Source organism: Bacillus sp. IT-79MI2 (assembly GCF_949768135.1).
Classification (GTDB): Bacteria; Bacillota; Bacilli; order Bacillales; family Bacillaceae_G; genus Bacillus_A; species Bacillus_A pseudomycoides.
On record NZ_CATKPV010000077.1, the window covers coordinates 1 to 20,631 of the forward strand.

Here is a 20,631-nt window from a genome sequence, read left to right on the forward strand (position 1 = left end):
GGGCATGTACACAAGCCTCATTTGTATGTTCTTTCTTACTTTTCAAAATAAGCCGCACCAAAGTTTTCATTAAATCTCTTACACCATATAGAAACCGAACCGTATGTGCTTACATCTATCCCTTCAGGAATTTCATAGTTTTGGTCTCCTTTGTTTCCCTTTAACTTTCCTAATTCAATATACTGATGGTTTTTAACATCTTCATTATTTTTCAAACGATTCGTAGGAACTAATACAACTCGAACATCTGGCCCATTAGAAGTTGAAAAATTTGAAAGTCGTAAAACACGTTTTCCCTCCCCCAATTGATGGATCGTTGCCGTTCCAGTTGTTTCATGAACACCGTTTTGAAACTGACCTGTACTTATTACTCGTTCTTCTTGTTGTTTTGTTTTGTTTGATTGTATTTCTGTTTGTGGCAATGCTTCATTCACTTGCTTATCAATAAATAATTTCTCGGGGCGGAACAATGACCATAAAATTCCCCCAACAATTATGGAACCCCCTATAAGCAATACATATTTTCTTTTCATAAAGTAAAAGCCCTCCTGTAGTATATTGTTTAATGGTATGATAACAAGAAAGTCTTTCGTTTCTATAATATAAATATTACAAAAGTCTTTCAGCAGTCTTATTTTTTTCTGATGTGATGGGAAGAGTAAACCAAAATTCACTTCCCTGTTTTCCATCTGAGCGATCTCTCACACCAATTCCTCCTTTGTGTATTTCAATTCATGATTTTGTAATGGCTAGTCCGAGACCGGAACCTTCAGATTGTGAACTTCTGGATTGATCTGTTCTAAAAAAGCGTTCAAATACGCGTAATTGGTCATCGGGAGTAATTCCTTCTCCTTCATCACGCAAAATAAATTGGACTTGTTGCTTCTGCTTATTTTCCTCTACAATCAACTCAATTGTTCCGGAGACAGGAGAATACCGAATCGCATTATCTAACAAATTACTGATAACCCGAGCTATTTTACACGGCATGATTAAAAGCCGAGGTAATGTATCAGGAACATGCAATTGCAAATGGATCTGTTTGTCCGCTAATAAGACAGAATGTGACTCTAGTACTCTAATAGGGGTCACCATACATCTCCATCAACTTAAGAATTTTATCCCGCTATTTTAGGACAGTAACACTCCCACCTCAAAATTCAGCGAAAGCAAAGAAGTTAGGTGGGAGATGAACTGTCCGTAAAAGCCCGATTCGTTCAACTAATAATCAGTGGGGGATGAAGAAAACCTCCACTGATTAAAGTTTCACTTTATAACGCTCCCAAAATCAATAAGTCTAAAAAAATGGCTTTTTTCTCAAAGGTTTTAGCATAGGAAAGGATACGATTCCCAAAATGATACACAGAATTCCGCTTAATAATTGTCCAATTCCAGAAGCTTGTCCAAGAATCAACAAATTAAAAAGTTTTTTTCTTGTTGGGTTATTCCATGTTTTAAACGCAACTCTTTTATTCTATTTTTCATAGAAATCACCTATTATATAAAAGAATATTTCTATAATTATCAGTAGATCCCCACACTACATCCCAAACTAAGTTTGTATTAGCTGCCAAATGAATAGTATGATATTCATTTTTCTCTGGAGCTGCTGCTTCACTTGAAGGAGCCCAGATAGATAGCCCCATTGCTCCTGCAGCTAATCCTGTCATGACTTTTTTTGATATTGATTTCATACTAATTCTCCCCTTCTTCTAATATTTCTACAAGATTACAAAAAATGATCTGATACTGTACATTGCTTATACTTTTATTGCGAAATAAAATCACTTTTGCTATGTAGAAACTTAAAACTCTTAACTTGATGGGCATAGGATAGCAACAACAAATAGCATTTGGTTGGCGAGATTCCAATTATGTAGAAACCTAAAAAAGCCCCTTTAGTAAGATCTAAAGGGGCTTTGCTCACACAAATGATCTACATATCAAAGATGAATTGATTTGCAGATCATTTGTATAAATAATTGCTGCAGAATGAACTTACATGAATGCTTTTAAAAGTTCTTGAACGAATGGAAGGGCTCCACCTACAAATTTTAAAACCGCCATTGCGATTGTCATATTATTTCCTCCTCTTTTGTTGGTGCTAAGATGTGATTTATCTTTATACCTCTATTATAGTAAACGCTTACATTTTTATTAATACACTCGTATATGCAATATTACATATACGAATGTATCAGGTTCCCTTTGCATTGTTAATAAGAATAGCTTGAATCATAAGGATGACGTTTTTTATGAATCTTTCAATTCAAATTGAACTACAATTATTTGCTGAAGATTTACATAAACAGCTTACTCCTTTATTTTTAGAAAAGCTTGCTAGAACAACGTATTAGGGGGCACTATATCATTTCGGGAAAATTGTACACACTTTAACTAGAAAGAGGAGCTTGACTATATATCTTAGCTCCTCTTATTGGCAAACTATTTAATTACCAAGGATACAATTCCTAAAATGATACACAGAATTCCGCTCAATAATTGTCCGATTCCAGAAGCTTGTCCAAGAATCAATAAATTAAAAAGATTTTTTCTTGTTTGGGTTTTCCCCACAAAAGCATCATCCGTTTTCATTCTATATATACCCCATAAGATTAATACTACTCCAAAAACGATAAGTCCTAATTTTAAAGCCATTTGTTTGCCTCCATTGATTATATACATATTGAATTTTTCCTACTTATTAATCTCAAATTAATGTTCGGAAGTTCATCTTAGTTTAAATACCTTTCAAAAGTCTTGCGAAAATGTTACAAAAGTCTATCGATATAATATATTGTGTCACTAAGTAATGTATGTTTCAGTAAATGCTGAGGATGAAAGTTTTGGAAATTAATAAAGAAGTTTTGAAAGGTCATATTGATACAATAATCCTTTCTTTATTGCATAACAGAGATATGTATGGTTTCGAATTAGCAAAATTGGTACGCGAAAAAAGTAATGAACAATTCGAGTTAAAGGAAGGAACATTATATCTATCTTTAAAGCGACTTGAAAAGAATAAATGGATTGAATCTTATTGGGGAGATGAACAAGGCCCTGGTGGAAGAAGAAAATATTATAAAATCACTTCAATAGGTAAAGATGGGTTCGAAGAAAAGCGTTTAGAGTGGCAATTTGTAAAGAAAATAATTGATTCGTTTTTAGAAGGAGGAAAAAAACTTGAAGGAAATTGATGTATTTATAGATTCTGTTTATCAAAATGTTGGCGGTAATAAAAAAGAGATACAAGATTTAAAAGCAGAGATGAAAAGCCATTTGATAGAAGCTGTTCACGAATTAAAAGCAAAAGGAAAGACTGAGCAAGAAGCGATTGAAATTGCTATTAACCGATTTGGCGGAGAAAAAGTTATATGGAGGAAATGGAATACTAATAATCGTAACGATTATTTTATTGATTACATGTATTATTTTTGTGTGTAATCCACTTATTTTCTCCAATTGGGGTTCAGCCGCATGGGACTGAACCCCTAATACTTTATTTTAATAATGACTCTTTGCATGAAATAAAACTCAGTTATCAGTCTAAACCATTTTTTAGATCTAACAATAACAAGTATGCATTTTTACCTTTCAGATAGTCTCTTTTATTCTAATTTCTTCATTTCTTTCAGCCGTTCTATATCCTTTTCTGAAGCCTTTTCTATTTTATACAGTTCATAGCTACCCTTTATCTCATTTATCACTACAAATTCACTTTCATTCCGAACATAGCTTTTAGTTTTTCCCTTTTTATAACCAATAACATTATCTAATATAGTTTCCCCACTATCTTTTTTATATAAATTATAGCTAACAGGTGGACGACCAATTACATACTTATTATCAGAAAATCCGACTATATCATCCCTCCCTAATCCTGTCGAAACACTCCAGACAAAAATAATCTGAAATATAGAATAAACAACAATACCGCATAAGAAAAAAAATAGGATTGATTTAAAAAATAACTTTAAAGGTATCCTGCCCAAAAAACATTCCCTCCCATTTCATCTTGGGATAGCAAGAACAAAACGTGAATTTTGTACGCTAAGGAACCGAATTTTTTAGATTATTGAACTCAATCCCCCGTCAGTGCTATAAGAAAAAGAGTTACCGCAGTAACCCTATTATTTATAATACACGTCATTGGGAGAAGCTATGGATGAATAAAGTCAATCTATGAAATTTCCCACAATCTTTTAACCTCCACCAATTCCTGTCCATTGAATTCCATTCTGTATATATCTGGTTTTGATGTCTGTAGTAAAAAATTCAAATCATACTTACTGTCATAATATCCCATCACCAAAGTCATAACAGCTCCATGAGTGCCTAATACTACTTTCTGTCCTCGATAGGTGTTTAATAATTCTTTTAAGACTTTTATAGCACGTTTCTGACAGTCGACATTAGACTCTCCTCCCGTTAAAGCAAAGTCGGGGTCTAAGAATGACTTTTTTATCAAAGGGAATAATTCTTTATCCGACATTCGTTCCTCTTCAGCAATAAAAATTCTCTCTTTTAAGTCTTCAAATACTAAAACTTCTTGTCCTATTTGCTTCGCTAACTGCTGAACAGTTAGAATTGAACGATTGTATGGACTTGAGATAACAACGTCAATTCCCTCACCTTGTAATGCATCTGTTATTCGTTGAACTTCTAATTTTCCTTTTTCAGTTAATCCTCTTGTTCTTTCTTTTCCAGCTTTTGGTGAATCTCCGTGTCTCACCATATATATGAAAGTTTTCATAATTACCTCCAATTTTTTTAGGTTTCTTTATTCCATATATAGCTTATATTAATTAAAAAGAACTTTCCCAATGACCATAACTAGTACTCACTATAAATCCTTCTGCATACGATATCTTAAATACGTTTCTTTACAATCCCTTCTCTATATTAACATATATATCCAATTCGGTCCCCTTAAAAAGAACAGAAAACTGTGAATTTGAAATAGAGTCACGATATTTGTAAGAAAGACGCGAAGTTTTCACTATCCTCAGGTATAAAAAAGGACAAACTCTCCAAGGTGAGAAGTTTGTCCAAAACCATGATATCTTTGGTTTAACAACATAAAATTCAATTCCGCTAGGAATCTTTCGTTCTTTTTTCATATCCCACTATTTTTGCACCAGAACCAACAATAGTGAATTAAAATAATGAATTAATACTTGCTAGGACAGTAAGTATACCTATAACAATGACAAATACATTGCTCGCTTTCCCTTTGTATTTAGCTAGTACTGGTACTTTATGGATCGCATACATTGGTAATAGACATAAGATAGCAGCAACTAATGGACCGCTAAGGGCATCAATGATTCCAAGAATACTTGGATTTGCATAAGCAACATACCAGCATGTTAATACGACAAAAGTAAGGATCATTGTCTTAACTGTTTTTTCTCCCATATCTTTTCCGCGTTTTTTACCGGACTTGATAATCATGTCGCGCATTACCTCATATGCTCCTATATAATGGCCAAGGAAGGATTTTGTTATAGCCATAAAAGCAATGATAGGAGCTGCAATAGTGATTATAGGCGAATTAAGCTCATTAGCAAGATATGATAGGATTGACAAGTTCTCTTTTTTTGCCATTATAAGATCATCTGGAGTCAAACTCAAGGTACTGCTCCAAACAAAGAACATAACAACAGCGAATGTCATGATATAACAAGCTTTTTGTATTTGAGCACATTTGGCATCAGTAGCTTCTATTCCATAGGTAGCTCTCTGTTTCATAACAAATGATGAAATCATAGGCGAATGATTGAACGAGAATACTATGATTGGTAGTATCATCAATATCGTTCCGAAATATCCTGTTCCTGTTGAAGCAGTAGAAGCACTTGAAAAACTAAGCATTGACGTATTCCACTGTGGAATCAAAGATATTGCGATAAAAAGTAGAGAAGCTATGAAAGGATATACTAGCATACTCATTATCTTTACGGTGATATCTTGTCCAAAATTTAGTATAGCTATAAGACCGAGTACTAATACAAGCGATAAAATGGCCCTTGGAGGCTCCTGCATGTGCAATTGATTCACGATAAAACTACTTGCAGTATTTGTAAGTGCAACCGAATACATCAGCACGATCGTATAAATTGAGACGAAATATACTATGTTAAAAATTATACTTGCCTTATTTCCGAAATACTCTCTTATTGTACCTGTAATCCCCTCATCAGCAGATTTGGAAGCGTATATCATTTTAGCAAGCGCCCTATGTGAGTAATACATAACAGGATATGCAAGTATGGTAATTAACAGTAATGATAATAAACCACCTGAACCTGCATTAATAGGTAAAAAGAGTACTCCTGCTCCAATTGCTGTTCCAAAAAGGCTCAATGCCCAGGTAGTATCCTGTTTATGCCACTTTTTAGGGTCTAGATATTTCTCATTTTTTACTGCAGTATTTTCAGCTTGAAATTCTATTTTTTTTGCAGTATTCCCATTCATATAATAATTCCTCCTTGTATCCTATTCTTACGTCTCTTTTTAAGGCTTAGGAATATAGACCATTCTTGAAAAATGAATTGCTTACAAGATGCGCCACATCGTGTGTCCAACCTGATGAATTTGTTAGCGTTTACAAAGCATTTCAATTATATATTAGTATACTTTAATTGTATAGTAGTATATTTTAGTGATAATGACTTTTAATATACAGACACCCTTAGGAGAACAATAGAGAATAGAATTGTTAACTATTTCACAATATTTCCAATAACTGTTTATTTATTTAATTGTTTCTCTCCAAAAATTTTACTTTTAATGGCAATCCCTGTAGGTGTGGCTGCAATTCCGCCTAAACCTGTCTCTCTTAATTCGCGAGGCATCTGTCTTCCAACTCTATACATCGCTTCAATAACTTCGTCAGCATTGATGATATTGTTTACGCCGGCTAATGCGATGTCCGCTGCTGCTAAAGCATTTGCCGTTCCAATGGCGTTTCTCTTTACACAAGGAATTTCTACCAAACCAGCGACCGGATCACAAACTAAACCGAGTAAATTTTGTAATGCGGTTGAGAAAGCTTCAGAAGATTGCTGTGGCGTTCCTCCGGCAGCTTCTACCGCTGCTGCAGCCGCCATTGCTGAGGCACTGCCTACTTCAGCTTGACATCCTCCGTACGCTCCGGAAATACAAGCGTTATTTGCGACTATCGTTCCAAATAACGCTGAAGTGAATAGAAAATGGATCATATCTTCATGACTTAACTGCAACGTATCTTTAATACTAAATAGGACTCCCGGGATCGTCCCACTCGCACCTGCTGTTGGAGTTGCACAAATAGCTCCTAATGAAGCATTTACTTCATTAACACCGATAGCACTTTGAATCCCTAACACCATCAAATCTCCAGAAAGAGTTTTTCCATTTTCTCGATATTTTTTTATTTTAACAGCATCACCTCCGGTTAAACCGGTCGGAGAAAATACTCCGTTGCCCTCGATACTTTTATTTACGGAATTTTCCATAGTCGCTAAGTTTTTTTCCATTTTACTCCAAACTTCTTCATAAGAAGTTTTAGTTTGTTCGATTTCCTGTTCGATTGCTAATTCATAAATTGGCTTTTGCCTTTTATTAGCTGCATCTACAATTTCTTTTATGGTCATATACATATTTTTTCACCCCTTAATGTAACTAAAGAATAATGATATTAGCTATACTGCTTAAACTTCCCAATTCCTTCTGAACATCACCAGGCAATAGCGAATCCAAAGCGAATGCATATAAATATTTTCCATTTTCCTTCAAACTATGAAAGGTGTTAATTTCCAGATCATATTGTTTAAAGATCCTGCGTAAGACAAATTCAAAGTCAGCTCTTTCGGAAATCGCAATAATAACTGGCAATGGCCCCTGCAGATCTAAGCTAAATCCGTCAATTTCAACATGTTTGATTTCAATTAATCCGCCGCCGACCGAAATACCCATCGTTCTAATACTTCGACTTTCATCCTCTAAATATACATCTGCCGTATTTGGATGACCAGCAGGACTATCACCTGCCTTTTCAATAAAGGTAATGTCAATTCCTTTAGATTCTGCTATTTTAATAGCATCTGGCACTTTGCTGTCATCGGCAGCAAATCCTAATATCCCAGCAATAATTGCAAAATCAGTTCCGTGTCCTTTATGGGTTTCAGCAAATGATTCATAATACCTTACCACGACTTTTTTTGGAAGACCTTGAAATAATTTATTGGCAACTGTTCCAATAGCCAAAGCACCTGCAGTATGTGAACTTGAAGGACCGATCATTACCGGCCCAATCACATCAAAACAACTTTTGTATTTAACAACCTTTTTTTCTTTAATAGATACTACATTCATGTTCATATAAGCACCCCCATAATTTATTATTTTTAATTGCAGTTGAATCTAAGTTATTAGAATAACCAATTCAAAATAAGATCTGGCTGATAACGCTTCCATTTTCATATTGAATAAATTCCCCTTCTGATCACACACCTTTCTTAGAGTAATCGTATCAGTATGTCCAATTTTAGAAGATTACTTGCAAGGTCTTTAGAATTTTTGCATCAGAACCAGGTTTGATATTTTCTCCGGGGGTAATAGATTATTTCTCGACGCCCTCATTATAACTTGTATATTTATGAGTTTAATATTTTTTTATTTTTAGAAAGATTGAATAAACAGAATCTTGAATGGATAATAAATTACACTTGGCATGTAGCAATTGTGTCCATTGTTTGAAGCTGTATTAGTTAGTAGAAAAGCAAAAATAACACAGCGTTCCTTTGATTAACACATTGATTATATTGGAAAACCATTATAAAGATACTTATATTTTCCTTTGTTGAAACATCTTATTTTAGACGTGAAAGCTGTTGTAATAAATGATTAATGTAGATGGAAAGGAATAAATTAAGGAAATATAAAATCCTTTTTGGATATTTATTATTTACGTTGCGTTTATATACATTTTTCAGAAAAAAGGAACTTCTTTTTTATAAATCTTGGACATACTGATATTATTACTTTACAAAAAGTGTGTGATTAGTATGGAAAAAGAACAGTTATTTAGGCTCTGGTGCAAAAAAGAGAATAAAATGCATATATCCCTAACAGAATCGTATCTTATGCTATAAAGCCCAGTACCAGAGTTCTTGCAACCAGGGGCAAAGTAGCAATTAAGTGTAGAAAGTTAGTCCTATATGGGGGCACCATACATGCCCATCAACTCAAGAGATTTTAATACCCTCAAACACCAAAAAACGTTATCCTTTCTAAACAAGCTAAATTAGAAAGGATGACGTTTTCTTATGAATCTCTCGATTCAAGATGAACTACTACCATTTGCAGAAGAATTATCACGGAATTTTGGTTTGAAATAAGAAATATTGTAATTTCTATAAAAACACAATTGGCCATGCAACTTATGTTGTATAACCAATTGTGTTTTTTAATAAACAAAGAGAACTTATGAAAGTAAACTAATATTCATTAGTTTACTTTCATACTTATTTTATTAATAACTAATTTAGGAATAATTTTCTCAATATAGATATCATACTCACTTACGGTTTTAATATTCAAAATTTACAGAAATTATAATATAATACAATTATGATCGTTATTACCCTTTTGTTCTCTCCTTATGCTAAAGATAAGATCGAGTCTTCGGTCTTATCTTTTTTTCTGTGAAGAAAGTGAATTATAAAAGTACGTTTTAAGGACATAGTTTTTATGATGGGTTTTGGTGATATTTTTTGATTTAAATTAGAGAAAAAGCACTTGAGATATAAATGTCCCAAAAATAATCGTTTTTGAAGCGATATTATAAAGTTATTATTTAGTTGAGTCACCATAATTGAAAGCTCATTTTCCAATAATAAAAACCCGTTATATCTACGGAAAGTGTATGATATAACGGGTTTTTATCAATTTTCTATTTTCATACTTTTGTAAAACTCATACTCATTAAGGGGTACGGAAACGATTCAGGGAATGAGAGGCCTCTTTGGAAAAATATGTAAAGAGAAAATTCCTATTCTACAAACAGAACAAAGCACTTTATAAAAGTGCTTTGGGAAAAGCAAGATCTATAAGTAAAAAATATTCTATATGATAAGATATCTGGCCCATTTAAATGTGGAAAAAGTCGGTATTTTGGATGTTAATAATAGTTAACAAAAAGAAATTGGGTTTGCTTACTGTTATATAAGATACGAGAAATTTGTTATTTGTTGATTTATTACCTAAAGAAAAAGGAGAAAATTAAATCATCTCTTTTCAGTTAGCCTAAAAAAGTATAAATACTTTCTAGATATATAAATCTAACCATGATACGAACTCTGCCAAAAGTCTGAAGATTACTGCGTTTTATTGATTATACTGAGCCTCCTCTTGTTGAACTTCCTGAACACGTGGTTCTAAAGAATCAATAACTGTCTGCGCTTGCTGAGCTGCATTTTGATACAGTTGTTTTGCCTGCTGATTGTCAGTATCAAGAACAAATCCTTCTAAACATGCTTGAGCACTTTTTAATCCAGAAATAGTTTGTTTAAGCTTAGTAATTACTGTCATAATTAAATTCCTCCTTATAATCATGAATTCACTATTTAGAATAGCTATTTTCTACCCAAAATATGATTTCTAAATTTTGGTTATCTTTATAGAATGAATACATTGACTAAGATATAAACGTACAAGATAGAATCCGAAAATCAGCTTCGCGAATGTGAATATTTACTAGAATTCTATTTTGTGTATGTTAGAATTCAGGATGTTCTTGCATTTTCTAATATTTCGTTTGATTTGCTGATTTTCAAAAAAATAAATCTCTGTACCTGACCAAACAAAAACCCAACACATGATGCTTAAAACTCCTGCAATATAGGCATGATTGCTTGAAAGCTTCAAGTATATCAACCCAACAATAATACCAACCACAAACAAAACAATAGCCTTATTGACATTTCTAGCATATGTATATTCCTCTTCGTTCAAGATGTTAGAAAAAGTGTTAAATGTGGCAGTCTTCAGTAACTTTTCGTCAAAATTATTCTGACCTAAAAAAAATATTTCAACTTCTTTTCTTTTGCCACTGCGTAGCTTTGACAAAAGAAAATCTTCAAGGTCAGAGCTTAGGTGAACATCATCTGAGCTATAATATCTTGAAAACGGAGTATCAGTTTCATCTAAATAGATATTTATACTTAATTCATCTTTCATGTTACCCCTCCTTTAACTCCAATGTACTAGTTGAAAGTCAACCTTTTATCAGTATGGTCAAGATAGCAACAATTCTTACGAAAACAGGGAAAGTCAAAGAAAGACTTTTGTAACAATTACGAAAGAAATTTGAAAGAGGTTTAAATTAAGATAAACTTACCGATATTAATTTAAACATGTTGGTAACAGTATATTTAGAAAGTAAGGAACAAAGTCATGAAAGAAAAGATAAAGAGAAGTATTAAAAAAATTTCCCCTGTAGGAATAGCGATGGGAATCTTATTCAGTTTCAATCCAATTACAAAACATAAAGCGAAAGCAGACGTTGATACAAGAGAAACGATTCTTACAACATTTGGAGATACCTATGATACGTTTCTAAAAGAGCCTTTTGTTATTCTTTTATCAGAACAAAGTGCTAAATATGATTATACAGCTAACAATGAAAACCGTTCTTACAAAGCTCCTACTTTTAACAAAGGAGAATTTGGTATTAGTGTGTATGATTATTATAAGAACCAAAACTTTTCTAAAAAAATTAAAGTTTTCTATGAAGATGGGAAAGTTGAATATAAAACGATAAAACATGGTCAACAACTTCTGATTAAGCAAGCTGGTATAATAGTGGACTTAAATCCCGATGCCTCAGATCTATATGAACATGATACGTATTATATTACACAAAAACAATTAGATGCAGGGAATACTGGTATTGCGCTGACGAATTGGCAAACATATTACTTAAAAAGTGACAATAATGGTCAAATGAATGGTCCTTTAGCTCTAAAATATATTAAACAGGAATTTCCAAATATAAAACCAGGTAGTGCTTCTTTTGACCTAAATAAACTTTTTCATGCACTACCGGGAGAGAAGCGAAAACTCGCAACGATAACTTCGAATCCAGTAAAAGCATCTGGAATTTTTAGTTATACCTCTGATGAGCTTGCTGAGATAAAGAAACATAAAGTGAAACTTTAATCAGTGGGGGTTTTCTTCATCCCCCACTGATTATTAGTTGAACGAATCGGGCTTTTACGGACAGTAACACTCCCACCTAATTTCTTTGCTTTCGCTGAATTTTGAGGTGGGAGTGTTACTGTCCTAAAATAGCGGGATAAACTCGCCGTCGTTACACAATATAAAAATGAAAGTCACATGTGAATGAATTCATTAAGAATTGTTACAAAACATTGTTTTTTGGTAAGCAATTTTATGTTTAACGTACAATTAGGACACATTCCAACCGATTCCCTATACGTTAGAGCATTCGTTTTTATACTGAAAGGGTATATGGACTTAACGATCTATTGGAATAAAAAAAACCAGCTCATAGCTGGTTTTGATTCAGTGTACTTTCATATTCCTTGATTATTTTGTAAAAAGTATTTTTCTTCAGTTCTAACAGTGCCATAAATCGAACTCCGGTTAGTTCTCTATTTTTCCACTTAGGATACGATTCTTCTATATTCTATCTATTTACACACGTACCGCTTACAGCCACCATTAACATTCCATCACGAACGACTTCGTAGTCTACATCAATACCGACAATTGCATTTGCACCTTTTTGCTTCGCAAGAACTTTCATTTCTTCCATTGCAATATCACGCGCTTCTTTCAGTTTACTTTCATAAATGTTACAAAAGTCTTTCAAAGGTCTGATGTATTTGCTGATGAAACTAACAAACAAAAAAGAAAACCCGCATGTTCATTAGATTTATATTTCATCTTTTCAATTAAATATATAAAATATATATATATATGTAATATTTCATAAAACATTGGTTGTTTATTTTATTATAATATTCAAGGGAAGTAGCCAAAATGCAACATAATAATTTATCAGACGGAGAGAGAATAATTATATGTATCCAAAATTCATTGACAAAATGGCGTTTTCGAAGGCGCATAAAGAGTTATTAATTAAACTGTATAATAAAGAAATTTCAAGAAGCGAGTATGATCAATTGGTAGATGCTTTTTATCGTCCACAACAAAAGTAAATATGAAGTAAGTGTTTATGGTTTTATGTCTTTTATAGCAACAAAATTCATTTTTATCATTTTTGGGGCAAGCTGTTCTGTTAGGTTGATGGATGTGGGGTACCGCCACACATCCATCAACTTAAGAATATTTACTACCCATTTTTGTTAAAAACGTTATTCTTTCTAGATTAATAAGAAAGGATAACACACAAAAAAAGACACCCTCACAGGTGTCTTTTTTTATTATAGAAATATCTTAAAATAGATATCTAGTGACATATATTCAGTTTAAAAGACCTTTTGTTACATCATAACGCCATTATCTTTAAATGAATACCATTTTCCATCAATGAAATGTTTTCCTACTGCCATAGAACCATCAGATTGTAAATAGTACCAATCTCCATTTTGTTGTACCCAACCTGTTTGCATCATTCCCTTTTCATTCATGTAGTACCATAAATCATTAACTTTTACCCAGTCTTTTGCCATAGAGCCATTTTTGTTAAAGTAATACCAGTTTCCGCCAAAGGAACCTTGAAGTTTCTTCCATCCTGTCTGCATAGTTCCATCTTCATTAAAGTAATATGTTTGTCCGTCAATATTTTTCATATACTTAGCCATTACGCCATCTTCATTATAATAATACCATGTTCCTGAATAAGGTCCGCCACCTTTAATTACTTGCCAACCTATCTGCATTGTTCCATCTTCATTGAAGTAATATGTTTGTCCCTTGATAGTTTTTTGACCTTTCGCCATGACACCATCTTCTTCAAAATAATACCAAGAGCCATTGATTACTTTCCAATATTTAGCCATAGTTCCATCTTTGTTAAAATACCATGTTCCTGAATAAGGTCCATCTTTAAATTCTAACCAATCTGTATGCATTGTTCCATCTTCATTGAAGTAATATGTTTGTCCCTTGATAGTTTTTTGACCTTTCGCCATGACACCATCTTCTTCAAAATAATACCAAGAGCCATTAATGTCTTTCCAAGATTTAGCCATAGTTCCATCTTCATTATAGTAATACCAGTTTCCTTTATCTTGAACCCAACCACTCTTTTCTTGAACTTGTTCAATTGTATCCGTATTATTTTGAGAAACTACATTTTCTTCTGCATGAGATACTGCAGGAACGATAAACATTGTAGACATTAAAATTGGTAAAATAATTTCCTTCATTTTCCATACCACCCAAATAATGAATAATTTTAGTTTTTATTTCCACAAACAGAATTATATTATGATATTTAAATGTAATCAATAGTTTTTGTAATAAAAATGTAATATTTTTTTATCAAACAGAAACAAAGATTATTTTAATGTAATTTTTATTACCTTTTTGTTATGATTTTATACCATAAATTTTCAAATCATTTATTTCTTTGAGAGATTAAAAGTACATGGAAAGCTAGCATTCTGGAAGGAAGGCGAAATCAGAAATGAGAGTTTATACATTAATAGATTAGAATTAAATCTTTTCGAGCAGATAAAGAGAAAATGAAGATGTTAAGTATAACAGAATCGAATATTATCAGTTTCAAGATACACTTTATATTGCAAACTACAAGAAAAAACATACTAAAACGTGTTTGGTGAAATTTCACAGCTCCCCCAAAACGAAATTTTCGTTTTGGGGAACAACCAATTTCTTAACTTGATGGAAAAAAGACAGGTTGTTTTTAAAGGTTAATTTGCATAGTAAATAACACGCAAAAAAGCTCAAAGTCTCTATATGACTATGAGCTTTACTTTTGTATAAGACTTATTTCATTAAATCCACTCTTTTCCATGTTCACGAATGAACTTAATATCGTTTTGATAATGTTCAAGGTGTCCTTCATCTATCATTTTTTGAAAATTTATATCGCCTTCTTTGGCTTTTCTTTTCATGTATTTACATAATCCTTCTAATCGTAGCAATACCATCTCCAAATAATCTTCTTCCATACCCTCACCGTAGGATTCAAAAAACAATTTAACTCTTTGTCTTATACGGTCGGCATGCTGTAATAAATTATAATAAACTGCCTCACCTGTTTCAGTATGATAAACTCTACTTAAGGGGACACAAGTGTAAAGAGTATAGGCTATGTCCCAAAGTCTTGGACCAGGACCAGCAACATCAAAATCAATAATACCTACTGGTTTTTCGTGATTAAAAATAATGTTGTATATTGCAAAATCATTGTGGCATACAACCTCTATTTTATTTGGAGTATTATCCATTGGTTTCCAATCATCTGATAATGGAAAGTCACTCACAGCATCATGGTAAAGACGGAGCATCTTCGCTATTTCTTTTAAAACATCATTAGACCAAATATATTCTTTTAAAGGATAATTACCAGCTTCTCCTTCAATAAATGATAATATCTCTCTATCTTTTTCATCAATACCTAAAAACTTTGGTGCATAACTAAACCCTTTGTTTTCCAAATGATTTAATAGCTTATGAATTTTGTTACTGTCTGGCTTTAATTCTCGTCGAACAGTACCTTCCGAACGATATACATTTGAGACATTCCCTCCCGTTAGCATTTCTTCGTTTTCGTAGTTTGACATCTGATAATTCCCCTCCATTATTAGAAAACTAGACACTCTTAAAACAAATGCCCATTGTTCAACAATCCTGCTCGTTAACGGAACAGGAACCACTTTGCTTGTCTTTATATTTTAACATAAATTTCCTATTCCTTTTTTCACCACCTCGAATAGCAACTTTAATCGCATCAAAAATAACGAAATGACAATGGTTATGGTCATCCTGATAATTGATGTGCTATTGCACTTGTTAATTCAACAGTGAAAACCGGATAAACCTTTACATATCAACAAAAAAATCGAGTATAAAACCTTTGTGATTTTATACTCGATTTAACCTGCCATTTATAGGGTTTCTTCATGTTATCTGAACTACTTAAAATTAATAGGACTCTTTTTTAGTTTTGAAAGTAAACTTTAGTATAGAAGTTTACTTTCATTACACTTGTTAACTAAATATTTTTCTTTAGCAAAATAAATTGATTTTTTCTATCCCTCGTGAATTTCTTTAATACTTTTTCCTTCTAAAAACGCATGTCCCGTTTTAATTTTTTCTACTGTTTCAAATCCATACTTTTCATACACTTTTTCTACTGTTTCGTTAATTGGGATCACCCAAAGATTATCTAGTCCTCTATTCATTACTTCACTTTGAATAAAGTGAATAAGTTCACCTATTAACCCTTTACCTCTAAACTTTTCAATTGTAGCTACACTTTCCATTCGGGCTTGTTTTTCATGTTCAAAAATACAAGCGATGGAACATGCTACTCCATTGTATCTAAGTAGATAGTGAGTGAATGCTGGATGTTGGAATTCATCTTGAAAAGCTTTTTTTCTAACTTCGCCTCCTAACTCTTTTATACTACATTCAATATCTAAAGCTTCTTCAAAATTTAATTCAGATACCTTTTCAATAGTAACCTTTTCATTTTTATCTTTTTTAGTTAATTTCTTATTCCATAATTGGACTGGACTTATTAATTCTTCAAATCCAAAATTCTTTATTTGTAATTCAGAAATCAGTTTTTCTTGCATATCTAAGTTGTATATATAAAATCTAGGTACTATATTTTTAGTCTTATAGAAATGGACTACTTCATCTACTATCATTTGTGGATTTAAACTTACTACACTTACATGTGCATGATTTGCATCATAATAATATGGGTTACTTTCATTACAAAATATAGAACCCCATGATTTCTCTATTCGGCTAGTAAAGGTTTCAAGATATGCAAAATCAAGCTCAAGAACATTTTTTAAACTAGTCATACGATATTCCCTCTTCTCTATTTATTTCTTCAATATCTCCTGTACTTTATTATACATTTAAATATTTTAATTTTCAGTTTTTTGGTTAAAATATATTTCATACCCTTCAAAAAAATATTTTCAATAAAAATGAAAGTAAACTTTTTTGTTATTAGTTTACTTTCAATATCCCTAAATCATTGACTTTAAACCGAATCCTCTAATATCTTCAAAATACCCAACAAAGGTATACATTCAAAATACTATAAATAAAGAGTTTAGGGCATCCATAAACAAAAAAGAAAAAACTAGATCTATACTAAGGATACCTCCAGCATTTCAGAAAAAAACCACGCTAAGCAAATTCAGATAAGAAAAGAGCCGAGTTTTACCCTGTTAAGAGTAAATCGAAAAAGAAGATTGATGGTTCTTTTTGCTATGATAATGAACCTATGATTGATGAATTGATTTAACTAAACATAGTCCCTGCACAATGTGTGGGGATTTTTTCATAAAAAAGACACTCATAAGAGTGTCTTTTCTCATTGTTTTTTTAGCAGAAGCAAGCAGCTCCAACTATGATTAATAATATAAAGAGCACAACGAGTAAGGCGAATCCTCCAACAAAGCCGCCACTGCCACAACTACCACCAAAGCCCATAATAGTTCCTCCTTTACCTAGGAGGGGAAAACATTGGGTCATTCATGTGTTTTAACGGTTTACATTACCTTATGTTTTTAAAGGATATATGAGCAGGTCCTTTAAAAAAAAGACACCCAAAGGTGCCTTTCTCCGGCTTGAACCACTCTACTTTTAATAATATAAATTGAATTCCCATTCGCTTGCCATTTTACCATATTTATCTATATTCGTTATTGAGAAAAAATAAAAAGCTCCTTAAATCAGATCTTCTATGCTAAGTTCCCTAAATTATTATTTTTTTATACATAATCATCATTCCATGGGGTACCGTTCATATTTTACTAGAGGGAATATATGATTTTCCTGTTTTGCTCATGGGTAAGATATGTATTACTATGAGGGTGTTCACCTGAAAGTGTTATTTTACACTTGGCCCTGCACAATGTGTGGGGATTTTTTCATAAAGAAAAGACACTCTTATGAGTGTCTTTTCTCATTGTTTTTTAGCAGAAGCAAGCAGCTCCAACTATAATTAATAATATAAAGAGTACAACGAGTAAAGCAAATCCTCCAGCAAAGCCACAACCTCCACAACTACCACCAAAGCCCATAATAAATAGTTCCTCCTTTAAGTAAGAGGGAAAAACATAGGAGTTCACATGTAACGGATTCGGTTTATTTTATGTTGTTACGATCTAATTGAGCAGGTCCTTTCTTTAAGAAAAAAAAAAGACACCCTCAGGTGCCTTACTCCAACTTGAACCACTTTACTTTTAATAACATTTTTTCTTCATAAATGTATCTTACAAGGTTTATTTTACTATATTTATATATATTATTTATCGATAAAATAAAAAACACTCTTTCGAGGGCCTTAATTAGGGGTACAGACCGCAAATCGGAAAAAACCACGCTAAGCAAGTTTCAACATGAAAATAAGTGAGGTTAACATAACCCCACTTACCGGTAGCAAACCAGAAAAAAACGGAATCTACATAATGTTACTTGCAACTTTACTGCACTTTTATTAGTACAATCTTCTCCTCCCCCTTGAGTGGTCATACCAATTACACCTTTATTAAAACATTAAATTTTTTATGCGTAAATAGTAGAATTTTGTCGATTATATTCAACAATTTAGTTATAGCGTATTAATGTAAGTGAAAATATTATACTTCTAAAATTATTGTTTAATATCATTCAAGTAATTATAATGGTTACACCTTGATATATCTGGTTAAAAAATAACTATTTTAATCTACAAAAAAACATTAAATACAATTTAAATATTTTTAACATAATTTAATCACCCTCCGTATACCGATTCCCTTTATTTGGATATGGAAAATTGCATATTCAAGTAAAGACGTAAATACGATTTGCTCTTATAAATAACTAGCTATAGAGAAAGAAAAATTATTGTTGAGAGTGATGTATGGTGACCCCTATATCTAATCACATATGATCAACATAAAAAAGAAAGTGATACCATTTCTTTTCATTACTTGCTGCAACTATCTGTTTTACCTCTTGAAGTTCACGCATAACAGTCATAACAGCTTTATCACGATCAGTAACCTGTTGTTTTTCTATAAGTATAAGTAGGAGAAATTGATAAAGTCTTGCCGTGGCCAACGGATTTACCGTCTAGATACAGAGTGCTGAAAAAAAGTGAAGTAAACGTAAAATTGATGAGCATGTGTTGTGCCAGAACCAACTGGAAATGGAAACGGCAAGCGGGTACACTCCGCTTGCCGATTTTTCATAGCTTCGTATGTATTTGAATTCCTTTCGCTTTCTCTTCTTCACCCTTCACGCGTACAATTAAATCATATGATCCGGATTTTGGCGCTTCAAAAGAAAGCAAACCTTCTTTTTGAGAAGTGACTTCTTCTTCATAAATGACCTTATCGTCTTTTGTGACTTGCAATAAAATCGTACCTTCTTCAACGGCTGCCTCATAAGGTATTTCCACATTTCCTTTTTCAGCTTTAATCGTTTGCACATCGTGATACCCTTGCAGGGAGTCAATTTTTAAAGTCGTTTCGCCATTTTTTTGAACCTTTGTGACTTTTGTTGCTGTATTGCATGCGCTTAACAATACAACAAGAGTGAGAATGAGAAATGAACGTAGCAATTTCATAGAGATTCCCCTTTCTTTTTTATCATTATAAAATTTTACCATTGCGGTAACTATTTTATCATTTTTTGATAAGCCAACATACTCATCAAAATTAAAAATTGTTATTTACTGATAACCTGTATGACATCCGCATCCTTTCAGCCTAATAAACTCCCGTAAATTTACTTGAACTACATTTCTTTTTATAAATTTTAATACAGATTCTCTTGAACGTTCGATTTCATTTTTATTTTCATTATAGAACTTTGACACATACGTTATAACAGTCATATTTGTATCATTAACTGTCCGGGGTAACACGCACATTTTAATGTTTTTACACTCTAAGGTATTCTCAAACCTCAATAACATAATTTGAATTGAGATTTTGATTTAAAGATGAGTTTTGAGACAATATTTAAGCTATTTTCAGCACTTTTTACATTGAAGCACCTTTGTTTTAAATACCTACGTTTTTGAGATTGGTGATATCGATTAGAGTAGTAAAATCAACGTTTTTTCATGTCGAAATTTGCTTAGCGTATATTTTAGTTGAAATGTGGGCGCAACCCCATCGCCATCAACCTAACGAAATTAAATCCCCCCATAACGAAAATATTGCGATTGAAGGCAACAAAATGAAATTACCTAAACTTGCCCTTGTTCGCTTTGCCAAAAGTCGTGAAGTAGAAGGGCGTATTTTAAATGCAACGATTCGGCGCAACCCGAGGTTAGTTTAAAAGTCGGTGAACAGTTTGACTTGGAACAGGCCAATATAAAAGTAAAGCGCCGATATACTTGTGACCAAGTAAAAAAGCGCCCTGTAAACAGGGCGCTTCACTTTTACC

Annotated in this window: 21 protein-coding genes and 5 pseudogenes; 5 read left to right on the plus strand and 21 right to left on the minus strand. The window is 32.6% G+C overall.

All coding sequences use genetic code 11. The annotated features are described in order from the left end of the window. Positions 1-35: 35 nt before the first annotated feature. From ACM6HU_RS20380 to ACM6HU_RS20395, 4 genes and pseudogenes are all read right to left on the minus strand, one after another. A complete protein-coding gene (locus tag ACM6HU_RS20380) occupies positions 36-533 on the minus strand; it encodes a DM13 domain-containing protein (RefSeq protein WP_016113599.1) in 498 nt (165 codons plus the stop codon). A 76-nt stretch (positions 534-609) separates the two neighbouring features. Next, positions 610-1,077, minus strand: a pseudogene (locus ACM6HU_RS20385) (sensor histidine kinase); the annotation flags it as partial. Positions 1,078-1,490: 413 nt separating this feature from the next. Further along, positions 1,491-1,694, minus strand: a complete 204-nt coding sequence (locus ACM6HU_RS20390; RefSeq protein ID WP_016113597.1) for a hypothetical protein — start codon at positions 1,692-1,694, stop codon at positions 1,491-1,493. A 751-nt stretch (positions 1,695-2,445) separates the two neighbouring features. After that, the gene (locus ACM6HU_RS20395; RefSeq protein WP_016113595.1) at positions 2,446-2,658 is read right to left on the minus strand and encodes a hypothetical protein; all 213 of its coding nucleotides are present in this window, start codon (positions 2,656-2,658) and stop codon (positions 2,446-2,448) included. Between the two features lie 188 nt (positions 2,659-2,846). On the opposite strand from ACM6HU_RS20395, the gene ACM6HU_RS20400 reads away from it, so the two are divergent. Beyond that, a complete protein-coding gene (locus ACM6HU_RS20400; protein ID WP_016113594.1) occupies positions 2,847-3,197 on the plus strand; it encodes a PadR family transcriptional regulator in 351 nt (116 codons plus the stop codon). Then, positions 3,184-3,444, plus strand: coding sequence for a permease prefix domain 1-containing protein (locus tag ACM6HU_RS20405; RefSeq protein ID WP_016113593.1), 261 nt, complete (start codon positions 3,184-3,186; stop codon positions 3,442-3,444). Before ACM6HU_RS20400 ends, ACM6HU_RS20405 begins: the two co-directional genes overlap by 14 nt. Before the next feature lie 164 nt (positions 3,445-3,608). On the opposite strand, the gene ACM6HU_RS20410 is transcribed toward ACM6HU_RS20405, so the two are convergent. From ACM6HU_RS20410 to ACM6HU_RS20440, 7 genes are all read right to left on the minus strand, one after another. After that, entirely contained in the window at positions 3,609-3,992 is a 384-nt protein-coding gene (locus ACM6HU_RS20410) for a hypothetical protein (RefSeq protein WP_016113592.1), read from the minus strand. 188 nt (positions 3,993-4,180) lie between these two features. After that, the gene (locus ACM6HU_RS20415; RefSeq protein WP_016113591.1) at positions 4,181-4,753 is read right to left on the minus strand and encodes a histidine phosphatase family protein; all 573 of its coding nucleotides are present in this window, start codon (positions 4,751-4,753) and stop codon (positions 4,181-4,183) included. 404 nt (positions 4,754-5,157) lie between these two features. Beyond that, entirely contained in the window at positions 5,158-6,477 is a 1,320-nt protein-coding gene (locus tag ACM6HU_RS20420) for an amino acid permease (protein ID WP_016113590.1), read from the minus strand. Positions 6,478-6,752: 275 nt separating this feature from the next. After that, positions 6,753-7,643: an L-serine ammonia-lyase, iron-sulfur-dependent, subunit alpha gene (gene sdaAA / locus ACM6HU_RS20425; RefSeq protein ID WP_016113589.1), complete on the minus strand. Its 891-nt coding sequence runs from the start codon at positions 7,641-7,643 to the stop codon at positions 6,753-6,755. 22 nt (positions 7,644-7,665) lie between these two features. Continuing rightward, on the minus strand, positions 7,666-8,364 hold the full coding sequence (gene sdaAB / locus ACM6HU_RS20430) for an L-serine ammonia-lyase, iron-sulfur-dependent subunit beta (RefSeq protein WP_016131640.1): 699 nt from the start codon (positions 8,362-8,364) through the stop codon (positions 7,666-7,668). A gap of 2,007 nt (positions 8,365-10,371) precedes the next feature. Then, a complete protein-coding gene (locus ACM6HU_RS20435; RefSeq protein ID WP_016113587.1) occupies positions 10,372-10,575 on the minus strand; it encodes a DUF1657 domain-containing protein in 204 nt (67 codons plus the stop codon). A 165-nt stretch (positions 10,576-10,740) separates the two neighbouring features. Beyond that, positions 10,741-11,223, minus strand: a complete 483-nt coding sequence (locus ACM6HU_RS20440; RefSeq protein WP_016113586.1) for a hypothetical protein — start codon at positions 11,221-11,223, stop codon at positions 10,741-10,743. Between the two features lie 216 nt (positions 11,224-11,439). Between ACM6HU_RS20440 and ACM6HU_RS20445 the strand changes: the two genes are divergently transcribed. Continuing rightward, positions 11,440-12,204 (plus strand): hypothetical protein, encoded by a 765-nt coding sequence (locus tag ACM6HU_RS20445; protein ID WP_016132961.1) that lies wholly within the window; start codon positions 11,440-11,442, stop codon positions 12,202-12,204. A gap of 349 nt (positions 12,205-12,553) precedes the next feature. Here ACM6HU_RS20445 and ACM6HU_RS20450 read toward each other — a convergent pair. After that, positions 12,554-12,691: pseudogene (locus tag ACM6HU_RS20450) on the minus strand (recombinase family protein); the annotation flags it as partial. 3 nt (positions 12,692-12,694) lie between these two features. Further along, positions 12,695-12,859, minus strand: a pseudogene (locus tag ACM6HU_RS20455) (heavy metal-binding domain-containing protein); the annotation flags it as partial. Positions 12,860-13,091: 232 nt separating this feature from the next. Between ACM6HU_RS20455 and ACM6HU_RS20460 the strand changes: the two are divergent. After that, a complete protein-coding gene (locus ACM6HU_RS20460) occupies positions 13,092-13,229 on the plus strand; it encodes a hypothetical protein (protein WP_016113583.1) in 138 nt (45 codons plus the stop codon). Between the two features lie 285 nt (positions 13,230-13,514). Here ACM6HU_RS20460 and ACM6HU_RS20465 read toward each other — a convergent pair whose 3' ends face one another. From ACM6HU_RS20465 to ACM6HU_RS20500, 8 genes and pseudogenes are all read right to left on the minus strand, one after another. Continuing rightward, the gene (locus ACM6HU_RS20465; RefSeq protein ID WP_077295699.1) at positions 13,515-14,402 is read right to left on the minus strand and encodes an N-acetylmuramoyl-L-alanine amidase family protein; all 888 of its coding nucleotides are present in this window, start codon (positions 14,400-14,402) and stop codon (positions 13,515-13,517) included. A 591-nt stretch (positions 14,403-14,993) separates the two neighbouring features. After that, positions 14,994-15,785 carry a phosphotransferase gene (locus ACM6HU_RS20470; protein WP_016113581.1) on the minus strand — a complete coding sequence of 264 codons (792 nt, stop codon included), beginning with the start codon at positions 15,783-15,785 and terminating at the stop codon, positions 14,994-14,996. A 468-nt stretch (positions 15,786-16,253) separates the two neighbouring features. Beyond that, positions 16,254-17,039 (minus strand): GNAT family N-acetyltransferase, encoded by a 786-nt coding sequence (locus tag ACM6HU_RS20475; protein WP_016113580.1) that lies wholly within the window; start codon positions 17,037-17,039, stop codon positions 16,254-16,256. Between the two features lie 532 nt (positions 17,040-17,571). Beyond that, positions 17,572-17,679: a YjcZ family sporulation protein gene (locus tag ACM6HU_RS20480; RefSeq protein WP_414848407.1), complete on the minus strand. Its 108-nt coding sequence runs from the start codon at positions 17,677-17,679 to the stop codon at positions 17,572-17,574. Between the two features lie 485 nt (positions 17,680-18,164). Beyond that, positions 18,165-18,272, minus strand: coding sequence for a YjcZ family sporulation protein (locus ACM6HU_RS20485; RefSeq protein ID WP_000505670.1), 108 nt, complete (start codon positions 18,270-18,272; stop codon positions 18,165-18,167). A gap of 844 nt (positions 18,273-19,116) precedes the next feature. Beyond that, positions 19,117-19,254, minus strand: a pseudogene (locus ACM6HU_RS20490) (DUF3967 domain-containing protein); the annotation flags it as partial. A 47-nt stretch (positions 19,255-19,301) separates the two neighbouring features. Beyond that, on the minus strand, positions 19,302-19,427 hold the full coding sequence (locus ACM6HU_RS20495; protein ID WP_414848408.1) for a hypothetical protein: 126 nt from the start codon (positions 19,425-19,427) through the stop codon (positions 19,302-19,304). Next, positions 19,424-19,804: a hypothetical protein gene (locus ACM6HU_RS20500; protein WP_414848409.1), complete on the minus strand. Its 381-nt coding sequence runs from the start codon at positions 19,802-19,804 to the stop codon at positions 19,424-19,426. The genes ACM6HU_RS20495 and ACM6HU_RS20500 overlap by 4 nt, the downstream gene beginning before the upstream one ends. A gap of 587 nt (positions 19,805-20,391) precedes the next feature. Between ACM6HU_RS20500 and ACM6HU_RS20505 the strand changes: the two are divergent. After that, positions 20,392-20,511: pseudogene (locus tag ACM6HU_RS20505) on the plus strand (IS200/IS605 family element RNA-guided endonuclease TnpB); the annotation flags it as partial. Between the last annotated feature and the right edge of the window lie 120 nt (positions 20,512-20,631).

Excerpts from the sequence above, each read along its gene's own strand:
- ACM6HU_RS20380 (WP_016113599.1), bottom strand. The coding sequence starts at position 533 with ATGAAAAGAAAATATGTATTGCTTATAGGGGGTTCCATAATTGTTGGG.
- ACM6HU_RS20390 (WP_016113597.1), bottom strand. The coding sequence starts at position 1,694 with ATGAAATCAATATCAAAAAAAGTCATGACAGGATTAGCTGCAGGAGCA.
- ACM6HU_RS20395 (WP_016113595.1), bottom strand. The coding sequence starts at position 2,658 with ATGGCTTTAAAATTAGGACTTATCGTTTTTGGAGTAGTATTAATCTTA.
- ACM6HU_RS20415 (WP_016113591.1), bottom strand. The coding sequence starts at position 4,753 with ATGAAAACTTTCATATATATGGTGAGACACGGAGATTCACCAAAAGCT.
- ACM6HU_RS20420 (WP_016113590.1), bottom strand. The coding sequence starts at position 6,477 with ATGAATGGGAATACTGCAAAAAAAATAGAATTTCAAGCTGAAAATACT.
- sdaAA (WP_016113589.1), bottom strand. The coding sequence starts at position 7,643 with ATGTATATGACCATAAAAGAAATTGTAGATGCAGCTAATAAAAGGCAA.
- sdaAB (WP_016131640.1), bottom strand. The coding sequence starts at position 8,364 with ATGAACATGAATGTAGTATCTATTAAAGAAAAAAAGGTTGTTAAATAC.
- ACM6HU_RS20435 (WP_016113587.1), bottom strand. The coding sequence starts at position 10,575 with ATGACAGTAATTACTAAGCTTAAACAAACTATTTCTGGATTAAAAAGT.
- ACM6HU_RS20440 (WP_016113586.1), bottom strand. The coding sequence starts at position 11,223 with ATGAAAGATGAATTAAGTATAAATATCTATTTAGATGAAACTGATACT.
- ACM6HU_RS20445 (WP_016132961.1), top strand. The coding sequence starts at position 11,440 with ATGAAAGAAAAGATAAAGAGAAGTATTAAAAAAATTTCCCCTGTAGGA.
- ACM6HU_RS20460 (WP_016113583.1), top strand. The coding sequence starts at position 13,092 with ATGTATCCAAAATTCATTGACAAAATGGCGTTTTCGAAGGCGCATAAA.
- ACM6HU_RS20465 (WP_077295699.1), bottom strand. The coding sequence starts at position 14,402 with ATGAAGGAAATTATTTTACCAATTTTAATGTCTACAATGTTTATCGTT.
- ACM6HU_RS20470 (WP_016113581.1), bottom strand. The coding sequence starts at position 15,785 with ATGTCAAACTACGAAAACGAAGAAATGCTAACGGGAGGGAATGTCTCA.
- ACM6HU_RS20475 (WP_016113580.1), bottom strand. The coding sequence starts at position 17,039 with ATGACTAGTTTAAAAAATGTTCTTGAGCTTGATTTTGCATATCTTGAA.
- ACM6HU_RS20480 (WP_414848407.1), bottom strand. The coding sequence starts at position 17,679 with ATGGGCTTTGGTGGTAGTTGTGGCAGTGGCGGCTTTGTTGGAGGATTC.
- ACM6HU_RS20485 (WP_000505670.1), bottom strand. The coding sequence starts at position 18,272 with ATGGGCTTTGGTGGTAGTTGTGGAGGTTGTGGCTTTGCTGGAGGATTT.
- ACM6HU_RS20495 (WP_414848408.1), bottom strand. The coding sequence starts at position 19,427 with ATGAAAAATCGGCAAGCGGAGTGTACCCGCTTGCCGTTTCCATTTCCA.
- ACM6HU_RS20500 (WP_414848409.1), bottom strand. The coding sequence starts at position 19,804 with ATGAAATTGCTACGTTCATTTCTCATTCTCACTCTTGTTGTATTGTTA.